This is a genomic window from Micromonospora sp. NPDC047465 (assembly GCF_040643125.1).
In the GTDB taxonomy this organism is placed as follows: domain Bacteria; phylum Actinomycetota; class Actinomycetes; order Mycobacteriales; family Micromonosporaceae; genus Micromonospora.
Genome location: NZ_JBEYTP010000003.1, coordinates 153,334 through 172,351 on the forward strand (window position 1 = coordinate 153,334; position 19,018 = coordinate 172,351).

Annotated in this window: 16 protein-coding genes; 10 read left to right on the top strand and 6 right to left on the bottom strand. The window is 72.3% G+C overall.

All coding sequences use genetic code 11. The annotated features are described in order from the left end of the window. Window positions 1-113 precede the first annotated feature (113 nt). The 5 genes from ABZ793_RS04720 to ABZ793_RS04740 all read left to right on the top strand — a co-directional run bounded on the left by ABZ793_RS04720 (window position 114) and on the right by ABZ793_RS04740 (window position 6,369). The gene (locus ABZ793_RS04720) at window positions 114-1,259 is read left to right on the top strand and encodes a glycosyltransferase (protein ID WP_357451898.1); all 1,146 of its coding nucleotides are present in this window, start codon (window positions 114-116) and stop codon (window positions 1,257-1,259) included. Next, window positions 1,256-2,515 (top strand): glycosyltransferase, encoded by a 1,260-nt coding sequence (locus tag ABZ793_RS04725; protein WP_357451901.1) that lies wholly within the window; start codon window positions 1,256-1,258, stop codon window positions 2,513-2,515. Before ABZ793_RS04720 ends, ABZ793_RS04725 begins: the two co-directional genes overlap by 4 nt. Before the next feature lie 134 nt (window positions 2,516-2,649). After that, a complete protein-coding gene (locus ABZ793_RS04730) occupies window positions 2,650-3,582 on the top strand; it encodes an NAD-dependent epimerase/dehydratase family protein (protein WP_357451904.1) in 933 nt (310 codons plus the stop codon). 8 nt (window positions 3,583-3,590) lie between these two features. Further along, window positions 3,591-4,991, top strand: a complete 1,401-nt coding sequence (locus tag ABZ793_RS04735; RefSeq protein WP_357451907.1) for an oligosaccharide flippase family protein — start codon at window positions 3,591-3,593, stop codon at window positions 4,989-4,991. Further along, window positions 4,972-6,369, top strand: a complete 1,398-nt coding sequence (locus ABZ793_RS04740; protein ID WP_357451910.1) for a glycosyl transferase family 1 — start codon at window positions 4,972-4,974, stop codon at window positions 6,367-6,369. The genes ABZ793_RS04735 and ABZ793_RS04740 overlap by 20 nt, the downstream gene beginning before the upstream one ends. Before the next feature lie 66 nt (window positions 6,370-6,435). On the opposite strand, the gene ABZ793_RS04745 is transcribed toward ABZ793_RS04740, so the two are convergent. Continuing rightward, window positions 6,436-7,620 (bottom strand): O-antigen ligase family protein, encoded by a 1,185-nt coding sequence (locus ABZ793_RS04745; RefSeq protein WP_357451913.1) that lies wholly within the window; start codon window positions 7,618-7,620, stop codon window positions 6,436-6,438. A 538-nt stretch (window positions 7,621-8,158) separates the two neighbouring features. On the opposite strand from ABZ793_RS04745, the gene ABZ793_RS04750 reads away from it, so the two are divergent. The 4 genes from ABZ793_RS04750 to wecB are packed head-to-tail and all read left to right on the top strand — an operon-like array spanning window position 8,159 to window position 12,676. Beyond that, window positions 8,159-9,199 (top strand): SDR family NAD(P)-dependent oxidoreductase, encoded by a 1,041-nt coding sequence (locus ABZ793_RS04750; RefSeq protein WP_357451916.1) that lies wholly within the window; start codon window positions 8,159-8,161, stop codon window positions 9,197-9,199. After that, a complete protein-coding gene (locus ABZ793_RS04755; protein ID WP_357451920.1) occupies window positions 9,193-10,320 on the top strand; it encodes an NAD-dependent epimerase/dehydratase family protein in 1,128 nt (375 codons plus the stop codon). The genes ABZ793_RS04750 and ABZ793_RS04755 overlap by 7 nt, the downstream gene beginning before the upstream one ends. Beyond that, entirely contained in the window at window positions 10,317-11,555 is a 1,239-nt protein-coding gene (locus ABZ793_RS04760) for a glycosyltransferase family 4 protein (RefSeq protein ID WP_357451923.1), read from the top strand. Before ABZ793_RS04755 ends, ABZ793_RS04760 begins: the two co-directional genes overlap by 4 nt. Further along, on the top strand, window positions 11,552-12,676 hold the full coding sequence (wecB, locus tag ABZ793_RS04765) for a UDP-N-acetylglucosamine 2-epimerase (non-hydrolyzing) (protein ID WP_357451926.1): 1,125 nt from the start codon (window positions 11,552-11,554) through the stop codon (window positions 12,674-12,676). The genes ABZ793_RS04760 and wecB overlap by 4 nt, the downstream gene beginning before the upstream one ends. Before the next feature lie 142 nt (window positions 12,677-12,818). On the opposite strand, the gene ABZ793_RS04770 is transcribed toward wecB, so the two are convergent. The 4 genes from ABZ793_RS04770 to ABZ793_RS04785 form a co-directional block, all read right to left on the bottom strand. Beyond that, window positions 12,819-14,690, bottom strand: a complete 1,872-nt coding sequence (locus ABZ793_RS04770; protein ID WP_357451929.1) for a polysaccharide biosynthesis protein — start codon at window positions 14,688-14,690, stop codon at window positions 12,819-12,821. 147 nt (window positions 14,691-14,837) lie between these two features. Then, window positions 14,838-15,482, bottom strand: a complete 645-nt coding sequence (locus tag ABZ793_RS04775) for an acetyltransferase (RefSeq protein ID WP_357451932.1) — start codon at window positions 15,480-15,482, stop codon at window positions 14,838-14,840. Beyond that, window positions 15,479-16,627 carry an aminotransferase class I/II-fold pyridoxal phosphate-dependent enzyme gene (locus tag ABZ793_RS04780; protein WP_357451935.1) on the bottom strand — a complete coding sequence of 383 codons (1,149 nt, stop codon included), beginning with the start codon at window positions 16,625-16,627 and terminating at the stop codon, window positions 15,479-15,481. The genes ABZ793_RS04775 and ABZ793_RS04780 overlap by 4 nt, the downstream gene beginning before the upstream one ends. Next, window positions 16,624-17,319, bottom strand: coding sequence for a sugar transferase (locus ABZ793_RS04785; RefSeq protein ID WP_357451938.1), 696 nt, complete (start codon window positions 17,317-17,319; stop codon window positions 16,624-16,626). The genes ABZ793_RS04780 and ABZ793_RS04785 overlap by 4 nt, the downstream gene beginning before the upstream one ends. 229 nt (window positions 17,320-17,548) lie before the next feature. Between ABZ793_RS04785 and ABZ793_RS04790 the strand changes: the two genes are divergently transcribed. After that, window positions 17,549-18,508, top strand: a complete 960-nt coding sequence (locus ABZ793_RS04790) for a DUF389 domain-containing protein (protein ID WP_357451941.1) — start codon at window positions 17,549-17,551, stop codon at window positions 18,506-18,508. Between the two features lie 6 nt (window positions 18,509-18,514). On the opposite strand, the gene ABZ793_RS04795 is transcribed toward ABZ793_RS04790, so the two are convergent. Next, a complete protein-coding gene (locus ABZ793_RS04795) occupies window positions 18,515-18,949 on the bottom strand; it encodes a hypothetical protein (protein WP_357451944.1) in 435 nt (144 codons plus the stop codon). Window positions 18,950-19,018 lie beyond the last annotated feature (69 nt).

Sequence of the window (19,018 nt, forward strand, 5' to 3'; positions counted from 1 at the left end):
GAGTTACCCCGTTCGAGGAAATGGTCCTGTTAATCCGATATCACCCGATAGTCTAGATCGCCGTGTCGCCCGCTGCCGGCCCCCACGCCGGAACGCGTCGGATTGGAGTTCCTGTGCGCCCGAGCATCGCCGTCGCCGGTCTCGACCATCCGCCACCCGCCGCTCGTGCCCGCCCGGTCGTGGTCCAGCACTCCGCCGGACGGCCGGGAGCGAACGGCCCCCTGACCGTCGTCGAGCGGGTACTCGCCTCCCGGCTCGGCGACGAGTACGACTTCGTGCGGATGCACCAGGACCGGGGCAATGGCGGCCTCGACGTGCTGCTGCTCCGCGAGTGGGTGGCGCTGCTGCGCCGCCTCCGGCCGGACCTGGTGCACGTCCGGGGCCTGCAGAACGAAGGCTTTCTCGGCGTCCTCGCCGCACGCCTGGCCCGCTGCCCGCGGATCCTGGTCACGGTGCACGGCACCGTCCGCGATCTGCGTCAGGGCGGCCGGCCGCTGCGGCGTGGGCTGCTGGTGCACGGCGCGGAGCCGTTCACCCTGCGGGCGGCCACCCACGTCGCGACCGTCTGCGAGTACGCCGCGGGACGGGACTTCCTGCGCGGTTGCCGGGACCGGTTCGTCGGGGTGATCCCGAACGGTGTGCTGGTGCCGGAGGAGCCCGGCCCCCGCGAGCGGGCCCGCGACGAACTCGGCCTGCGGCCGGACGACGTCGTGATGATCACGGTCGCCAGGCTGACCTGGGAGAAGGGCTATGGGGTGCTCGCCGACGCCCTGCGCCGGTTGCCGGCCGCCGCCGGTCGCCGGGTGCTGCTCGTGGCCGGCGACGGTCCGGACCGCCCCGCGATCGCCGAGGCGCTGGGCGCCGCCGCCGCGGCAGGCCCCGACGCGCTCGACGTGCGCCTGCTCGGCTCCCGAGCCGACGTGCCGGACCTGCTGGCCGCCGCCGACCTGTTCGTCTTCCCGACGCTGCACGAGAACCTGTCCAACGCGCTGCTGGAGGCGATGGCCCACGGGCTGCCGGTGGTGGCGAGCGCGGTCGGAGGCAACGTGGAGGTGCTGCGCGACGGAGCCGGTGTGCTCGTGCCCACCGGCGATCCGCGGGCTCTCGCCGACGCCCTGGTGCCCCTGGTGGCCAGCCCGACCGCCCGGGTCGAACTCGGTGTCCGGGCGCGCGGCCGGGTCCGCGAGCGGTACAGCCTCGACCGCATGCTTGACAACCTCGACGGGGTCTACCGCCGGATCCTGGCGGTGGGCCGGTGACGGCCCCGCATGGCACCCGTGTGACGCTGCTCGGGTTCACCGTGCCGGACGACGTGCTCGCGGACGTCACCGCACGCGACGCCGTGCACGCCACCCAGACCCACACCCTCGCCTGGGGGCTGGTGGCCACGATGCGCGCCGCGGGTTGCCACGTGAGCCTCCTCTCCGCCGCGCCCGTCTCCACCTGGCCGCGCAACCGCCGGCTGGTGTTCCGTGGCGGGCGGTTCCACCACGACGGGGTCGAGGGTCGGCTGCTGGGCTTCGTCAACGTGCTCGGCGTCAAGCACCTGACGCGATTCCTCGCCGCCCGCCGGCGGCTGGCCGCTTCGCCAGGCGCGGGAGAGGTGTTGCTCGTGCACGGCGTGCACGCCCCGTTCCTGTGGGCCGGTGCGCTGGCCGCGCGGCGCGGGGTGCGGGTCGTACCCGTGCTCACCGACCCGCCGGGCGTCGCACTTCCCACCGACGGGCGGTTGGTGCGGCTGCTGCGCCGGCTCGACGTCGCCCTGGTCCGGGCCGCGTTGCGGCGCTGCGCCGGGGTGATCGCGCTGACCGGGCCACTCGCCGAGGACTTCGCGCCCGGGCGTCCCCACCTGGTCATGGAGGGGATCTTCCACCCGCCCGCCGGGGTCCGCCCCCGTGTCGAGGCCGCCCCGGACGTCCGTGAGGTGGTGTACGCGGGAGGGCTCAGTCGCGCGTACGGTGTGGACCGCCTGGTGGCGGCATTCCGCGCGCTGCCCGACCCGGACCTGCGGCTGCTGCTGTTCGGCCGGGGAGAGTTGACGCCCTGGCTGCGCGAGCAGGCCGCCGCCGACCCGCGGATCGCGCCTCCGGACCTGCTCGACCGGGACGTGCTGGCCGGCCGCCTCGCGCGGGCGGCGGTGCTGGTCAACCCCCGTCCGGTCGCGCAGGGTTTCGTGAGCTACTCGTTCCCGTCCAAGACCATCGAGTACCTGTCGGCCGGGGTGCCGGTGGTCAGTACCCGGCTGCCCGGCATTCCCGCCGACTACCTGCCGCACCTCGTTCTCGCCGAGCTGGACACGGTCGACGGTCTCCGTGAGGCGCTGATCCGCGCGTTGGCGCTTCCGCCCGGGGAGGTGACCCGGCGTGGGGCGGCCGGCCGGGAGTTCCTCCGCCTGACCCGCAGCCCCGTGGCTCAGGGGCGGCGGGTGCACGACTTCCTGGCCTCCCTGGCCGCGTCGCCGGACGCCTCCCCGACGGGCCGCTCGGCCGTGGCGCCCGCCGCGTCCGGACGCTGACCTCATGGATGAGCGCCGGACGTACGTCCTTGTTTGCGTGACTTATCACCTGTCGTGCTCGTTGTCCCGTTGGTGATCGCGTCGGCGTCGGGCCGCGGGGCACCGGGAAACGGGGGACGACCGTGAAGGTAGTGGTGACGGGCGGTGCCGGCTTCATCGGGGCCAACCTGGTCCGGGCGCTGCTGGACACGCCGGAGGTCGCCTCGGTCGTCGCGGTGGACGACCTCTCCACCGGTCTCCTGGAAAACCTGGACGGCCTGCCGGTGCCGCTCCTCCGCGGCACCGTTCTCGACCCCGACCTGCTGGACGAGGCGTTCGCCGGCGCCGCCAGCGTGGTGCACCTCGGCGCACTGGGCTCGGTGCCCCGGTCCATCGACCGCCCGCTGCCGAGCCACCACGCGAACGCCACCGGCACCCTGATGGTGCTCGAGGCGGCGCGCCGGCACGACGTCGGGCAGGTGATCATGGCCTCGTCCTCCTCCGTCTACGGCGCGAACCCCGTGTTGCCCCGGCAGGAAGGACTGCGCCCGATGCCGGTCAGCCCGTACGCCGTCTCCAAGCTCGCCGCCGAGGCGTACACCGTCGCCTACGCGAGTTGCTACGGCTTGCCGGTGCTGCCCTTCCGCTTCTTCAACGTCTTCGGCCCCCGGCAGGCGGCCCACCACGCCTACGCGGCAGTGGTGCCCCGGTTCGTCACCGCGGCCCTGGCCGGGCAGCCGCTGCGGGTCCACGGCGACGGGCGGCAGACCCGCGACTTCACCTACGTCGGCAGCGTCACCTCGGTGATCGTCGACGCGGTCGTCCGCCGGGTGTCCGCACCGGACGTGGTCAACCTCGCCTTCGGCGCGCGAATCTCGCTGCTCGAGGTGATCGGTGAGCTGGAGCAGTTGCTCGGCCGTCCCTTGGAGCGGTTCCACGAGCCGCCACGCCCCGGGGACGTCCGGGACTCCCAAGCTGATTCCAGCCGGCTGCACGAACTCTTTCCGGCGGTGCGCCCGATTTCGTTGCGTGAGGGCCTTCGGGAAACGGTGTCCTGGATGGCCGGTCACGTGTTCGCCGGCCACTAGGGGCACGCGTGTCCTGGAGGGTCGCCGAGCGGGCCGGGCACGCGCGGGCGGCCCACCGCCGCCCGCATGACCGCACGCGCCGGCTGCTGTCCGGCGTGGCCACCGCGCTGGTCAGCCGGGCGGCGGGTTTCGTCGCGCCGATCGTGCTCGTCCCGGTGACGCTGCCGTACTTCGGCACCGATCTGTACGGGCTGTGGATGGCGGTCGCCGCGCTGGTCGGCATGGCGTCGTTCGCCGATCTCGGACTGGGTAGCGGGCTGATGACCAAGCTGGCCCCGTGCCATGCCCACGGGGACGACGACCGTGCCAGAGGCTACATCTCCAGCGCCTATCTGACGTTGTCACTACTGGCCGCTGCCATGATCACCCTGCTGTGGCTGTTCGCAGGCGGCATCCCGTGGACGTCGCTCTTCAACGTCAGTGGCGAAGTCACGTCCGGCCAGACCCGGCTCATCGCGCTCATGTGCCTCACCGCGTTCCTGGTGAACGTGCCGCTCTCCCTGATCACTCGGGTGCAGTACGCCTATCAGCAGGTGGGACGCAGCAACATCTGGCAGGCCGCCGCCAGTCTCACCGGGCTGGTCCTGGTGCTCGCCGTCGTGGCCGCCGGCCTGTCCCCGATGCTCGTGATCGCGACGTCGGTCGCCGTGCCGCCGTTGGTCAACCTCGTCAACACGATCTGGTTCTTCCGCCGGGGTCATCGCCGGATCCGGCCCCGGCTGGGCGCCGTCGACGCCCGCACGGCGTGGGAACTGACCCGGTTGAGCGGGCTGTTCTTCGTGTTGACGGTGGTCATGTCACTGGCCACCAACGCCGACACCCTCGTCATCGCGCACGCGCTCGGGCTGTCCGCCGTCGCCGGCTTCGTGATTCCGGCGAAGCTGCTGGCCCAGCTCGGGCAACTCGTCGTCCTGGTCAACGTGCCGCTCTGGCCGGCCAACGGTGACGCCCTCGCCCAGGGGCAGCTTTCCTGGGTGCGGCACACCACCCGCCGGATGACCGTCCTGTCCGTGCTCGCCGCCGCGGTCCCGTCGGTAGTGCTGGTGTCTTTCGGGGACTGGCTCTTCGCCGCGTGGCTCCCGGTGTCAATCGGAGGAGACCGATGGCTGTTGGCCGGACTGGCGGTGTGGTGGGTGCTACAGGCGGCGCTCTCGCCGCGCTTCATGGTGCAGAACGCGGCTGGTGTGGTCGTTCCGCAACTGGTGGGCTGGGTGGCCTTTCTGGCTCTCTCGATCCTCGGCAAGTGGTATGGCGCCCGGTGGTTCGGCGTCACCGCTGTGCCCTGGGTCGGGGCGGCGGGCTACGCCTTGACCGTCCTGCCGGCCGCACTCTACGGATACCGCCGGACGCTGCGGAGGCACCGCGCGCCGGCGGCGCAGGAGAGGAAGGGTGAGCCGATTGCTGCCTGAGGAGTATCCGCGCGTGCTGGTGGTGGGAGGGGCTGCTTTCAGCCGTACTTCCGGCACCGGCATCACGCTGTCGAACCTGTTCGCCGGCTGGCCCCGCGACCGGCTCGCCCAGCTGTACACAGAGGATCGGGAGCCCACGACAGATGTCTGCGCCAGCTTCGCGCACGTCGGTCAGGAAATCGCCCCGGTCGAGCATCACCTGATCCGGCTGCGGAGGTGGACGCAGCGCTCGGAGCGTGTGACAGCGACGGGCGGCGCGCGAGCGAACGGGACGGTCCGCATGGATCAGGATCCCGGGCCGGTTCGGGCGTGGCTGCGGAAGGAGTTGACCGCCTTCTTCGATCTGACTCCGATTCGGCCGCCTGCCCACCTGCGGGACTGGGTACGGGCGCAACAGCCGCAGGTGGTGTACGCGACGCTGGGAAGTATCCGGATGATGCGGCTGGCACTGATGGCCGCCCGTGAGTGCGACGTCCCGCTCGTGCCGCACTTCATGGACGACTGGGCGACCACGCTGTACGCCCAGGGACAGGTGCTCGGCCTGCCCCGGCAGGCGGTGCGCCGCGAGCTGCGCGCTGTGCTGCGGCAATCCTCGTACGGGCTGGGCATCAGCGGCCCGATGGCCAGGGAGTACGAGCGCCGCTACCGGCTGCCATTCGCCGCCTTCGGCAACTGCGTGGACGCGGAGGACTTCGCCGTCCCTGGACACCCCGTGCCACCACGTCCCGACGGCGCGGCGATCGAGCTGGTCTATGTGGGCGGCCTGCACCTGGGGCGCTGGCGGTCGCTGCGGCGCATCGGCGAGGCGATGGACCAGCTGGCCGGCGAGGGGGTGGCGGCGCGGTTGACCGTGCACATGCCGCAGCAGGACGTCGCCCGGTACGGCGGCCATCTGGCCGATCTGGCCGCTGTACGCCTTGGTCGATCGCTCAGCAGCACGGAGGTGGCCGCGGTCCTGCGGGGCGCGGATGTTCTCGTACACGTGGAGTCGTTCGCCGAGGACAACCGGGCCTACACCCGCTACTCGCTCTCCACGAAGATCCCGCAGTACCTCGCCGCCGGCCGGCCGGTGCTCGGGTTCGGACCGGTCGAGTTGGCCTCGATGGCACACCTCAGGGAGGCCGACGCCGGCGTCGTCGTCGGCGTCGACGACCCGGTGACCCTGAGCCGGGAGCTGGCCCGGTTGTGCCAGGAGGCGGGCCTGCGGGAGCGCCTCGGCCGGCAGGGGCTGGCCTTCGCGGTACGCCATCACCGATCCGACCAGGTGGCCCTGCGCCTGGCGGAGGTCCTGGGCGAGGCCGCCCGCCGGTCCATCGGTCCTCCGTCGGCGCCTCGGGCGGAACCACCGACCCGTTCCCTTACTCACGTCGTTCGGTGACGAGTCGAAAGAGTCACGGGGCGCGACGGTTCTCGACCGTCGCGCCCCGTCAGGTTTGTCGACCCGCTATTGGGCATTCGGTCCGGAAAGCTGCGGAAGGATCGGACGCTTGCCCCAGGACAGCTCCCCTGGCAGCGCGCGGTGTGCCGCCCGGGGCGATGCCGGCAGCTCCGACAGGGCGGTGACCAGTGCGAGCGCGAGCCACATCGCGAGCGCCGCCTCCCACTGGCCACTCAGCCAGATCGGCAGCAGCACGGCGGTGAAGACAGACGTCAGGACGAGTCCCTGCCGCGAGACACGGGCCGCGGTCCAACAGGCGGCAAGAAGGACACCGAGGTAGAGAACCGCGCCGACCAGACCGAGGTCGTTACCGAGTATCAGCAGCAGGTTGTGGGGACCGATCTGGAACGGATTCGTGCCGATGAAGACACCTGGGCCGGAACCGGTCAGGGGCGCCTCGCTCCAGGTCGACAAGGCGTACGGCCACAGCTCCAAGCGTCCGGAGATGTCGCCCGTGGGGCGACCGTAGAGTTCGTCGAGCCAGAGCGCCACCCGGTGGGGGGCGAAGCCGAACGGCACGATGACGATCAGGAGCCCGGCGATGGCACCCACCCCGATGACGGTGGCCCGGGGAAACAGCCAGGCCAGCCCCAACACGACGACGCCGAGCAGCGCACCGATGGCCGCCCCCCGGGAGCCGGTGAGGAGCATGCCCCAGACCACCGGAAGTGCGAGAAGGGGCGGGGCGACCCGCAAGATCGGCCGGCGGTGTACGGCGGCGGTCAGAAGTATCGCCACGACCACTCCGACGGCCAGGGTGTACGCGGTGGCGTTGATCTCCCGGCCCTCGATGCCGTACCTGGTGGCGACGTCAAGAAGCTCACCCTGCTGGCGTAGCTCGCTGCCCGCGCTTACAACCAACTCCAGTGCCACGACCACGCAGCCTGCGAGATACGTCGAACCGAGCAGGAGGAGATCCCGCCGGCGGCGCACCACGTGCCGGCAGACCACGAACAGCAGACAGACCGTGGCGTACCGGTAGCCAGCCGGGATGGTCAGCTCCGGGTGATCCGTCCAGAGGGCAGCGGCCAGCGCCCATGCGCCGGTCGCGATCGCCAGCACGTCAGGCAGTCGTGGTCGGGGCACGCGTCCACTGAGGGCCAGGGCGAGCAGGGCCAGCGGTGCCGCGTAGTTGAACGACCACCACGGCGGGCGGGCGGCCATGAAGGCGACCAGAGCCAACACCAGCACCGGGGGCAGGCTCAGCGGGGGGCGGATACGGCCGTGGCCGTCCCGGGAGCCCGACGGCTTGTGGACTTCCGGCCGGCGTGCAGGTGCCGCGGCGCGTCTCGCCCCCTGATCGCGTGACTGATCGGAGCTGACGAACTGCGGGCGGCGCTGGCGAGTCAAGGAGGCGGTCACCCCTGGCCTTTCCCTCGGGCGTTTCCCCCCGGGACGCCGGTTTGCGCTGCGGGCGGTGGTGTCGAAGCCTCAGGCGCGTGGCGCGGGCGACACCGGATCGTTTGTACCAGGCAGAGCGCGGGAAGAGACCCAAAACATGGCATAAAGTGGATGATCTGAACGATCCGCCGACGACCCGTATGGGGTTATCAGGCGTTTTGACTGGTTTGGGATGAAAAGCGTATCTCGACCGGCCACATGTCGTTGTCCCGGGTGCCCCATGCAAGTCACGGCCCTGCTGCCGGATGGTTTGCCGAGGCGTCACCCGGCGGCCCCGTCTGCTGAAGCAGCCGGTGGCGGCCCGCCGAGCAACGACACGGGAGAATCCATGAGCTTCATGACCGCTGGACGCCGAGTGCTCATCACCGGCGGCACCGGCTCCTTCGGACAGACCATGACCCGCCGCTTGCTGGACCGCGACGTTGCCGAGGTGCGGATCCTCAGCCGTGACGAGGCCAAGCAGGACGCGATGCGCCGCACCCTTGGTGACGAGCGCGTGCGCTACCACGTGGGGGATGTCCGGGACCGCGACAGCGTGGAGCGGGCGACCCGCGACGTCGACTTCATTTTCCACGCGGCAGCGCTCAAGCAGGTCCCGTCCTGCGAGTTCTTCCCGCTCGAAGCGGTCCGGACGAACATCCTGGGCAGCGCCAACGTCGTAGAGGCCGCGGCGCAGAACGGCGTCGGGTCTGTCGTGCTGCTCAGCACGGACAAGGCCGTCTACCCCGTGAACGCCATGGGGATGAGCAAGGCTCTGATGGAGAAGGTCGCCCAGGCGCACGCCCGGAACAACCCGAACAGCGCTACCACCGTCTCCTGTGTTCGCTACGGCAACGTCATGTACTCGCGTGGGTCGGTGATCCCGCTCTTCATCGAGCAGATCAAGGCCGGACGCACGCTCACCGTCACCGATCCGACCATGACCCGCTTCCTCATGTCCCTGGCCGACTCGGTGGACCTCGTCGAGCACGCCTTCCACAACGCGCGTCCCGGTGACGTCTTCATCCGCAAGGCGCCGGCCTGCACGATCGGGGATCTCGCCGAGGCCGTCTGCCAGCTCTTCGACGTGCCGTTCAAGCTCGACGTGATTGGTGTACGCCACAGCGAGAAGTGGCACGAAACGCTCGCCAGCCGCGAGGAGCTCACTCAGGCCGACGACTTCGGGAACTTCTACCGCGTGCCGCTGGACGCCCGCGACCTCAACTACGCGCTCTATGTCTCCGAGGGTGAGCTGGGCGACGGGCCGACCGAGGACTTCAACTCGGCGAACGCGCCGCGGATGGGCGTACCGGAGATCATCGAGCTGCTGAAGACGCTGCCCGAGGTCCGCGCGGAGCTGGCCCTGCGGGAGCCGGTGCTGGCATGCTGAGGCTCGCGGTCACCGGAGCCGGCGGCTTCCTCGGCTGGCACGTACGGGTGCTGCTGCGCGTCCTCGGCTGGCCGGAGCCGGTCGTCGTCACCCGGTCCGACCTGGCCGACCCCCAGCGGGTCGCCGCGAAGATCGGCGGGGTCGACCGGGTGCTGCACCTGGCCGGGGTCAACCGGGGCGAGCCGGCGGACGTGTCCGCCGGCAACGTGCAGCTCGCCGCCCAGCTCGCGCAGGGTCTCAAGCACTGCCCGACGCCGCCCGGGACGGTGGTCTTCGCCAACTCGGTGCAGGCCGGCAACGGCACGCCCTACGGCGACGCGAAGGCTGCCGCCGCCGGCATCCTGGCCGACACGGGCCTGCCGGTCGACGACGTCCTGCTGCCGAACCTGTACGGGGAACACGGGCGGCCGTTCTACAACTCCGCGGTCGCGACCTTCTGTCGGCTGCTCGCCGAGGGCGGCCGGCCGGAGGTGCACGCCGACCGGGAGCTGAGCCTGGTACACGTCACCGACGCGGCGGCCCGACTCGTCGGTGTTCCGGCCGGGGGATCGTGGGATCCGGCCATGCCGGCGCTGCGGATCGGCGTGCGGGCCCTCGCCGACCGGCTCGCCGACATGGCCGCCACGTACGGGACGGGGGAAATCCCGGCTCTGCTGGACCGGCACGACGTCCGGCTGTTCAACACGTACCGGTCGCACTGCTTCCCCGCGCACTATCCGCTGGCGCTGCCGCGCCGGGCGGACACCCGGGGCGAGCTGGTCGAGACGGTCAAGGCGCACGGGGGAGGCGGCCAGACCTTCTGCTCCACGACCCGTCCCGGCATCACCCGGGGCGAGCACTTCCACCTGGCCAAGATGGAGCGGTTCGTCGTGCTGCACGGCACGGCCGAGATCAGCCTGCGCAGGGTCGGCGACACCGAGGTGGTGCGGTTTCCCGTCTCCGGCGACGAGCCGGTGCTGGTGGACATGCCCACCATGTGGGTGCACAAGCTGGTCAACACCGGATCGGACGAGCTGGTCACCATGTTCTGGACGAACGAGGTGTTCGACCCGGACCGGCCGGACACCTGGCCCGAGCCGGTGGAGGCCCCCCGGGCGGAGCAGCCGGTGGTCGACGCGTGAGGATCGGCCTGGTCAGCCAGTGGTATCCGCCGGAAGGGGTGTTCATCCCCGGCAACCTGGCGCGCCAGTTGGCGGAGCGGGGCCACGAGGTGCGGGTGCTCACCACCTTTCCGAGCTACCCGCACGGCCGCATCTTCCCGGGCTGGCGGCAACGCTGGCGACACACCGAGGCCGACGGCCCGGTGGCCGTCCGGCGGGTGCCCGCCTACCCCAGCCACGACACGTCCGCCGCCCGGCGCGCGCTGAGCCACCTCTCCTTCGGAGCCAGCAGCGCGCTGGGCGGCGTCCGTTGGTTGGCGGGCACCGACGTCACCTACGTCTACCACCCGCCGCCCACCTCGTTCGCCGCGGCGGCGATCGCCCGCGCGGCCCGGCGTACGCCGATCGTGCTCCACGTGCAGGACCTGTGGCCGGAGTCCGTGCTCGGGTCGGGCATGGCGCCGACCGGCCGGACCGGCCGGGCGTTGCAGCGGGGGATCGCCGCGCTGATGCGCGCGACGTACCGCCTGGCCAGCGCCGTCGTGGTGATCTCGCCGGCGATGGCCGACCTGGTGGTGGCCCGCGGCGCGGACCCGGCCCGCGTCCGGGTGGTGTGGAACTGGACCGACGACGCGCTGTTCCGGCCGGTGCCGGCCACCGACGCGGCCCGCGCGGCGCTCGGCCACCGTGGACGCTGCACGGTGATGTTCGCCGGCAACATCGGACTGTTGCAGGGCATCGAGACCGCGATCCGGGCGGCGGCCGCCGCCCGCGACCGGATCGACCTGGTGCTGGTCGGCTCCGGCGCCGGCGAGGACGCCGCCCGGCGGCTCGCCGCTGACCTCGGCGCCGACAACGTCCGCTTCGTCGGCCGGCGCCCGGCCGAGCAGATGGCCGAGTTGTACGCCGCCGCGGACTGGCAGCTCGTCTGCCTGCGCGACCTGCCCGCGTTGCGCGGCAGCATCCCGTCGAAGCTGCAGGCCGCCCTGGCGTGCGGCTCCCCGGTGATCGCCTCCGTGGGCGGCGAGGCGGCGGACCTGGTCCGCTCGACCGGCGTCGGACTGGTCTCCCCGCCGGGGGACTGGCAGGCGCTCGCCGCGCGGTTCTCCGTCGCGGCGGCCGAGTCCCCGGCGGCGCGGGCGGAGCTGGGCCTGCGGGCCCGGCGCGTCTACCAGGAGCGCATGTCGCTGCGGGTGGGCGTGGACCAGTTCGAGGACATCATGAGCAAGCTGGCAGCAGAGAGAGGACGGGCATGACCCGGATCATGACGGTGGTCGGCACCCGACCCGAGATCATCCGGTTGTCCCGGGTGATCGCCCGGCTCGACGACACGGTGGACCACCTGCTGGTGCACACGGGGCAGAACTGGGACAGCACGCTCTCCGACGTCTTCTTCAAGGAGCTGCGGTTGCGCGAGCCGGACCGGTTCCTGCGGGTGGACACCTCGTCGCTCGGTCGCGTGCTGGGCGGCGTGCTGATCGGCATGGAGGCGGTCGTCGCCGAGACGCGGCCGGACGCGCTGCTCGTGCTCGGCGACACCAACAGCTGCATCGCCGCACTGATGGCCCGGCGGATGCGGGTGCCGGTCTACCACATGGAGGCCGGCAACCGCTGCTTCGACCTGAACGTCCCGGAGGAGACGAACCGACGGCTGGTCGACCACGTCGCCGACTTCAACCTGGTCTACACGGAGCACGCCCGGCGCAACCTGCTGGCCGAGGGGCTGCACCCGCGCCGGATCCTGCACACCGGCTCGCCCATGCGGGAGGTGCTGGCGCACTACCGGTCCGACATCGCCGCGTCGGCGGTCCTGCGACAGCTCGACCTCGCGCCCGGCCGGTACTTCGTGGTCAGCGCGCACCGCGAGGAGAACGTCGACCAGCCGGCCCGCCTCCAGCGTCTGCTCGACTGCCTCAGGGCGGTCCGTGACCGGTGGGGGTATCCGGTGCTGGTCTCCACGCACCCGCGTACCCGCAAGCGGTTGGAGGCGTTGGCGCCGGACGCGACCGCCCTGGAGGGGATCGCGTTCCACGAGCCGTTCGGCCTCTTCGACTACGTGCACCTCCAGACCAGGGCCTACTGCACGCTCTCCGACAGCGGCACGATCAGCGAGGAGGCCGCGATCCTCGGCTTCCCCGCCGTGACGCTGCGCGAGTCGATCGAGCGTCCCGAGGCGTTGGACGCCGGCGGGATCATCATGACCGGGCTCGACCCGCAGGGCGTGGTCGAGGCGGTCGAGGTGACCGTGGACCAGGTCGCCGCCCAGGGGGTGCCGTGCCCGGTCGACTACCGGGTCCCGGACACCTCCCGTCGGGTGGTCGACTTCATCCTCTCCACCGTTCGGCGGCACCACGACTGGGCGGGCATCCGCCGCTGAGGTGCGACAGGGGCCGGCGACCGGAGCCCCGGTCGCCGGCCTTCTCGTGCCCCGTGCCGACAGGACCCGCCGCGGGCCCGTAGTCGGCCTGGACGTGTGGACGCCGCCGACCCGGCGGGTCGGCGGCGTCCACGGGGAGACTTCAGCGCGACAACGGAACCTGCACGGAGGCGGCGTGGACAGGTCCGGTCGGGTGGGCACAGAGCTGGGCGAGCTGGGCGACGACCTTCTCGGGGGCGTCGTACGGGTCGAGGCCGCTGACCTCCATCGGGTCCAGCGCGGGCACCGCCACGTGCGAGACCAGCGGGTGCAGCGGCCGGGTGTCGACCTCCCCGGTGCCGAAGAGGTCCTCGTGCAGCTTCTCGCCGGGCCGCAGCCCCGTGTAGACGATCGGCACGCTGCTCTCCGCCTGCTCGGCCATCTGCCGCGCCAGGTCGGCGATGCGGACCGGCTCGCCCATGTCCAGCACCAACGCCTCCCCGTCCCGGCCGATCTCGGCGGCCTGCAACACCAGGTGCACCGCCTCCTGCACCGTCATCAGGTAGCGGGTCACCTCGGGGTGCGTGACGGTGAGCGGTCGGCCCAGCTCGATCTGCCGTTGGAACGCCGTCACCACCGAACCGCGGCTGCTCAACACGTTGCCGAAGCGGACGCTGAGGAAGGTGCCGGGGAAGCGGGAGGCGGCGTGCGCGGTCAGCCGTTCGGTGATCCGCTTCGAGTAGCCGAGGACGCTGATCGGGTCGGCCGCCTTGTCGGTGGAGATGTTGACGAACCGGGCGACGTCGCGGCAGGCGTCGAGCACGGAGAGCGTGCCCCAGACGTTCGTCTTCACCGCCTCGCCGGGGTGCCGCTGGAGCAGCGTGAGGTGCTTCAGCGCGGCGGCGTGGAAGATGACCTCCGGCCGGCGCTCGCGGATGATCCGTCGGATCCCCTCGTCGTCCCGAAGGTCGGCGAGGATCAGCTCGGGACCGTCCAGCAGGGCCCGGCCGGCCAGTGACATCTGGAGGGCATGCAGGGCCGACTCGTCGCGGTCGAGCATCATCAGTTCGCCCGGGTCCGCCTTCATCACCTGCCGGCACAGCTCCGAGCCGATGGAGCCGCCGGCGCCGGTGACCAGAATCCGTCGGCCGGTGAGCCCGCTGGTGCTCATCGGCATGTCGGCCACCACCTGCCGGCGCCCGAGCAGGTCGCCGATCTGCACGTCGCGGACGTCGGTGACGGTGATCCGGTGGTCGACGAGGTCCCGGACGGGAGGCAGCACCTTGAACGCCGCCCCGGTCTGCAGCGTGGCCTCCCGGATCTGCCGGATCAGCGCGGCGTCGGCGTTCGCGACGGAGAAGATCACGGTCGTCGCACCGGTACGCCGGACGGCCTCCGGGACGTCCCGCCGGCCGCCGAGCACGCGTACTCCGCCGATGCGCAGGTCCCGCTTGTCGGGGTCGTCGTCGAGGGCGCCGACGGGCCGGTACCGCCCGCGCGGGTCGCTGAGCATGGCCCGCAGCAGTCCCTGCCCGGCGTCGCCGAGCCCGAACAGCAGCACCGGGTTCGAGGACCGGACGTCCGGTCGCATGGCGAGGTCGCGGCGATGCCGGTAGGTGAACCGGGCGGCGAGCATGAACAGCAGTGCCAGGGCGCCCCCGACCAGCGGGGCGCTCGCCGGCACCGGCCGTACGCCGGCTGGGAGCAGCCCGACCAGCAGGATCGCGGCGGTGGTGGCTGCGGTGCCGGCGACCCCCTGCACCTCCTGGAGGCTGCCCAGCGGGTGGCGTCCGGAGTAGATCCGGCGCACCGCCGCGACGGCCACGTGCACGACGGCGGCGAGGGCGCCGCAGGCGACGGCGCGCGCGAGCTGGTCGGGCGTCAGTTCGAACTCGTAACGGAACCAGACCGCGGCGACGAACCCGCAGACCCAGGCGGTGCTGTCGGTGGCGAGAAATCCGATGGTCCGGCGGCGCGCCCTGGGCCGGTACGACCCCTGCTCGCTGAGTCGGGTCGTCTCTGTCTCCGGCGGCATATGTGCTCCCTGTCCGTCTCCGACCGCTTCCGCCGCGGGGCGGAAGGAGCTTTGAACTCCTTTAGTTGATACATGCCCGAAAGCGATGTTTGGGAGTTTTCAGGTTTGATGACCGAATTTTGCCCAAGGAGTCGAGGTCGTGTCGGGTCAACGGGCGGGTACGCCCTTGACGACGACCCCGTCCGGCACGTCCCGGACGACGCAGGCGCCAGCTCCGACGGTGCTGTGCCGGCCCACCCGCAGGCCCTGCAACACGGCTGCGGTCGTACCGACGAGCACCCCCTCCGCCAGGTGGCAGTCGCCGGAGACGGCGGCGAGTGGGTTGACCGACACGAAGTCGGCGAGGGTGCAGTCGTGGCCGACGGTGGCGTTCTGGTTGAGGTGCACGTGCCGGCCGACGGTGACGTTCGTGGTGACGCGGGCCCCTGCGAAGGCGACGAATCCGGGACCGTGCACGGTGTCCGGCCCGATCGTCGCCGCCGGGTGCACGAGGCTCGCCGCCGGCACGCCGTACGCGTCGACGCGCCCCGCGACGGCCAGCCGGACGCGCGGGTCGCCGATGCCGATGACGTGGTGCGTTTCCGGGGGTGCGTCGCGCAGCCAGGCGACCTCGCCGAGGTAGGGGACGTCGAGCCGCTGCACCCGCTTCAGGTTCTCCTCGGACGGGCGGTCGTCGACGAACCCGAGGAGGCGCCAGCGCGGCCGGCCGGCTGCGGCCTCCGCCGCCCGGGCGATCGTCAGGACCTCCCGGCCGTGGCCACCGCAGCCGACGACCACCAGGGGAGTCGTCACGCCGTCGACGCCCCCGCCCGCACCGTCAGGAACTCGTCCACGGCGGCGAGGACGTGGCCGATCTGCGCCTCGTCGAGGACGCTGCCGCTCGGCAGTGCCAGCCCGTCGGCGAACAACCGCTCCGCCGCGCCGGTGACGAGACGCTCGGCGGCGGCGTACGCCGGTTGCAGGTGCATCGGTTTCCAGACCGGTCGGGTCTCGACGTCCCGCAGGGCCAGGTGGGCCGCCAGGTCGGCGGCCCGCCACCCGGACCGCTCCGGATCGACCACGATGGTCGTCAGCCAGCAGTTGGAGCCCGCGTCCTCCATGCCGAGCAGGCGTACGCCGGGGACCGGGGCGAAGAGCTTGGCGTACCGGTCGCGGAGCTGCCGGCGCCGGGCGATCATCCCGTCCAGCCTGACGAGCTGGGCTCGGCCGAGCGCGGCGAGCAGGTTGCTCAGCCGGTAGTTGTAGCCCGTCTCGCGGTGTTCGTAGTGCGGCGTCGGTTCGCGGGCCTGGGTTGCGAGGTGACGGGCCCGGGCCAGCAGGGCCGTGTCGTCGGAGACGAGCATGCCGCCGCCCGACGTGGTCATGATCTTGTTGCCGTTGAAGGAGAGGATGCCCGCCTGGCCGAAGGAGCCGGCGGGCCGGCCGCGATGGGTGGCGCCGAGGGCCTCGGCGGCGTCTTCGACGATCGGGACGCCCGCCGCCTCGCAGGCCGGCAGCAGCGCGGTGTAGTCGACGCAGCTGCCGAAGAGGTCCACCGGGACGACCGCCCCGACCCGCTGGCCCCGGAAGGTCAGGTTTCGGATCAGCTCGGCGACGAGGGCGACGTCGACGTTGCCGGTGTGCGGGTCGCAGTCGACGAAGACCGGTCGGGCGCCGGTGTACCGGACCGCGTTCGCGGTCGCCACGAACGTCAGCGTCGGCACGATGACGGCGTCCCCGGGCCCGACTCCCACCCCGAGCAGCGCCAGGTGCAGCGCGGCCGTTCCGGAACTCACGGCGACGGCCCCGCGGGTCCCCACCCGCGCGGCGACCTCGCACTCGAACGCGTCGAGGTCCGGCCCGACGGGCGCGACCCAGCCGGACCGCAGGGCCGCGACGACGTACGACTCCTCCAGCGGCCCGACGTCGGGCGGGGACAGATGGATGGTGCGGCTCATCGGCCACCTCCGGCGGGAACGGTCAGTTCGGTCTCCCGGCCCGGCGCGGCGGGAACGAGCGAGGGCGTGCCGAGGAACTCCGGCGCGGTGGCGGAGCCCGCCGCGGAGATCCCCTCGCGGCGCAGCACGGTGCGGACGGTCGCGGCGAGGATCGACAGGTCCAGCCGCAGGCTGCGGTGGTCGACGTACCAGACGTCAAGGTCCAGCTTCTCCTCCCAGCCCAGGCTGTTGCGTCCACGTACCTGGGCCAGCCCGGTGATGCCCGGCCTGACCTCGTGCCGGCGGGCCTGGGTGGGGGAGTAGCGCGACAGGTACTGGGTGAGCAGGGGACGGGGGCCGACCAGGCTCATGTCGCCGCGCAGCACGTTCCACAGCGTCGGCAGCTCGTCCAGGCTGGTGGAGCGCAGAAAGCGCCCCAGCGGCGTCAGCCGGTCCCCGTCGCGCACCCGTCCCCGCCGTGGATCGGGCGGGAGCATGGTGCGGAACTTGACCAGCTCGAACACCTGGCCGTGCCGGCCGGCGCGCGGCTGCCGGAACAGCACCGGCCGGCCGAGCCCCGCGGCCACCAGCGCCGCCACCACGAGGACGAGCGGCGCGGTCAGCACCAGCAGCACCACGGCTGCCGCCAGGTCGATGGCCCGCTTGAGACCCTCCGGTCGGGCCCGCTCCGCCAGATCCCCCGGCGCGCTCACGGAACCATGCACGGTGTCGACCTCCAAGCCAATCGAGTCATCATGGACCAGAGAGGTTGTATCAGGCATGAAAGCGTCAAGAGGGCAGAATCGCCCCACTAGGTTCTGATCCCGACAGGTCAACCGCCCAACCGTCCGTCAGGACTCGGCCGGCTACCAAGACGTGACCTTCCATCCGGACCGACCGGCAGTAGAGTGCTCGACCGTCGACAGGGCGAGGGGGAGGGCCGTGCTGCACCTGAGGGTGATCGCTCCACCGGACCAGTCCGCCGTGGTGGCCGAGCTGCTGGCCGCCGACCCCGGGGTGACCCATCTGGCCGTGCTCGCCGGCGCCGCCCGCCAGCCCGAGGGCGACCTCATCCTCTGCGACGTGGTCCGGGAGAGCGCCGACGGCGTGCTGCGCGACCTGCGGCAGTTCGGCGTGGAGGCGCGCGGGGCCATCGCGGCCGACGACGTGGAGCTGGCCATCTCCGCGGCGGCCGACCGGGCGGCCCGGACGGCGCCCGGCAGCGGCGCGGACGCGGTGGTCTGGGACGAGATCGCCGCCAAGACCGGCGAGCAGACCGAACTGTCCGCCACCTACCTCGTGCTGATCACCGTCGCCACCATGCTCGCCGGCATCGGTGTCCTGCTCGACCAGCCGATCCTCATCGTCGGCGCGATGGTCGTCGGCCCCGAGTTCGGCCCCCTGGCCGCGCTCTGCGTGGCGCTGCTGCGCCGCAGGCTGCCGGTCATCGCCCGGTCGGTGCAGGCGCTGGTGGTCGGTTTCCTCGTCGCCATGGTGGTCACCGTGCTCAGCACCTGGGCGCTGACCGCCGCCGGCCTGGTCGACCGCGGGATGCTGTTGGCCGATCGCCCGCTCACGGACTTCATCTGGCGGCCGGACGCGCTCTCCTGGGTGGTCGGCCTGCTCGCCGGTGTGGCCGGCATGCTCTCGCTGACCTCGAAGAAGTCCGGCAGCCTGGTCGGGGTGCTGATCTCGGTGACCACGGTGCCGGCCGCCGCGAACGTGGCCGTCGCCGCCGCGTACGGCGTCTGGCACGAGGCGGCCGGCTCGGCCCTCCAGTTGGTGATCAACCTCTGCGCGATCGTGCTCGCCGGCCTGGTCACGCTGGTGGTGCAGCAGTCGTGGTGGTGGTACCTGGCCCGGCGCGGCCCCGGGCACCGGCCCGGCCTTGCCCGTCGCTGACCCCCGTCAGGGCCCCTCGTCGCCGCCGTCCAGCCGGCGGGTGAGCAGCGTTCGCAGAGGGATGGACTCGCCGTCCCGGCCACCCGCGCCGACGACCAGGGGCGGCGGGCTGGGCTGCGGCTCGGCCCCGAGCAGCCGGGCGCGCAGGCCGCCCGACACGGTCAGCAGGTGGAACCGCCCGTCCACGTCGACCGCCCGGGTCCGGGCCCGGTCGACGTACCAGCCGCGCAGCCGCGTCCGGTAACGGCCGCGACCGTCGTAGGCCCGGGCCGTGAGCCGTTCCGTGGGCAGCCCGCGCCGGATCGCCTCGGCGACGAACCAGGCCACGAGCTCCGCCGCCTCCGCCTGCTCGGCCGCCCGGCGCCGCTCGTCGGCCGCCGCGTGCGCCCGCACCGCCCGTCGCTGCCGCTCCCGCCACTCCAGGCCGTCGCCCTCGTCCACGACCGCGACGGTACGCCGCGCCGCCCGCCCCCGGGTACCTGTGGCTCCCGCGCCGCCCGCCCCGGTACC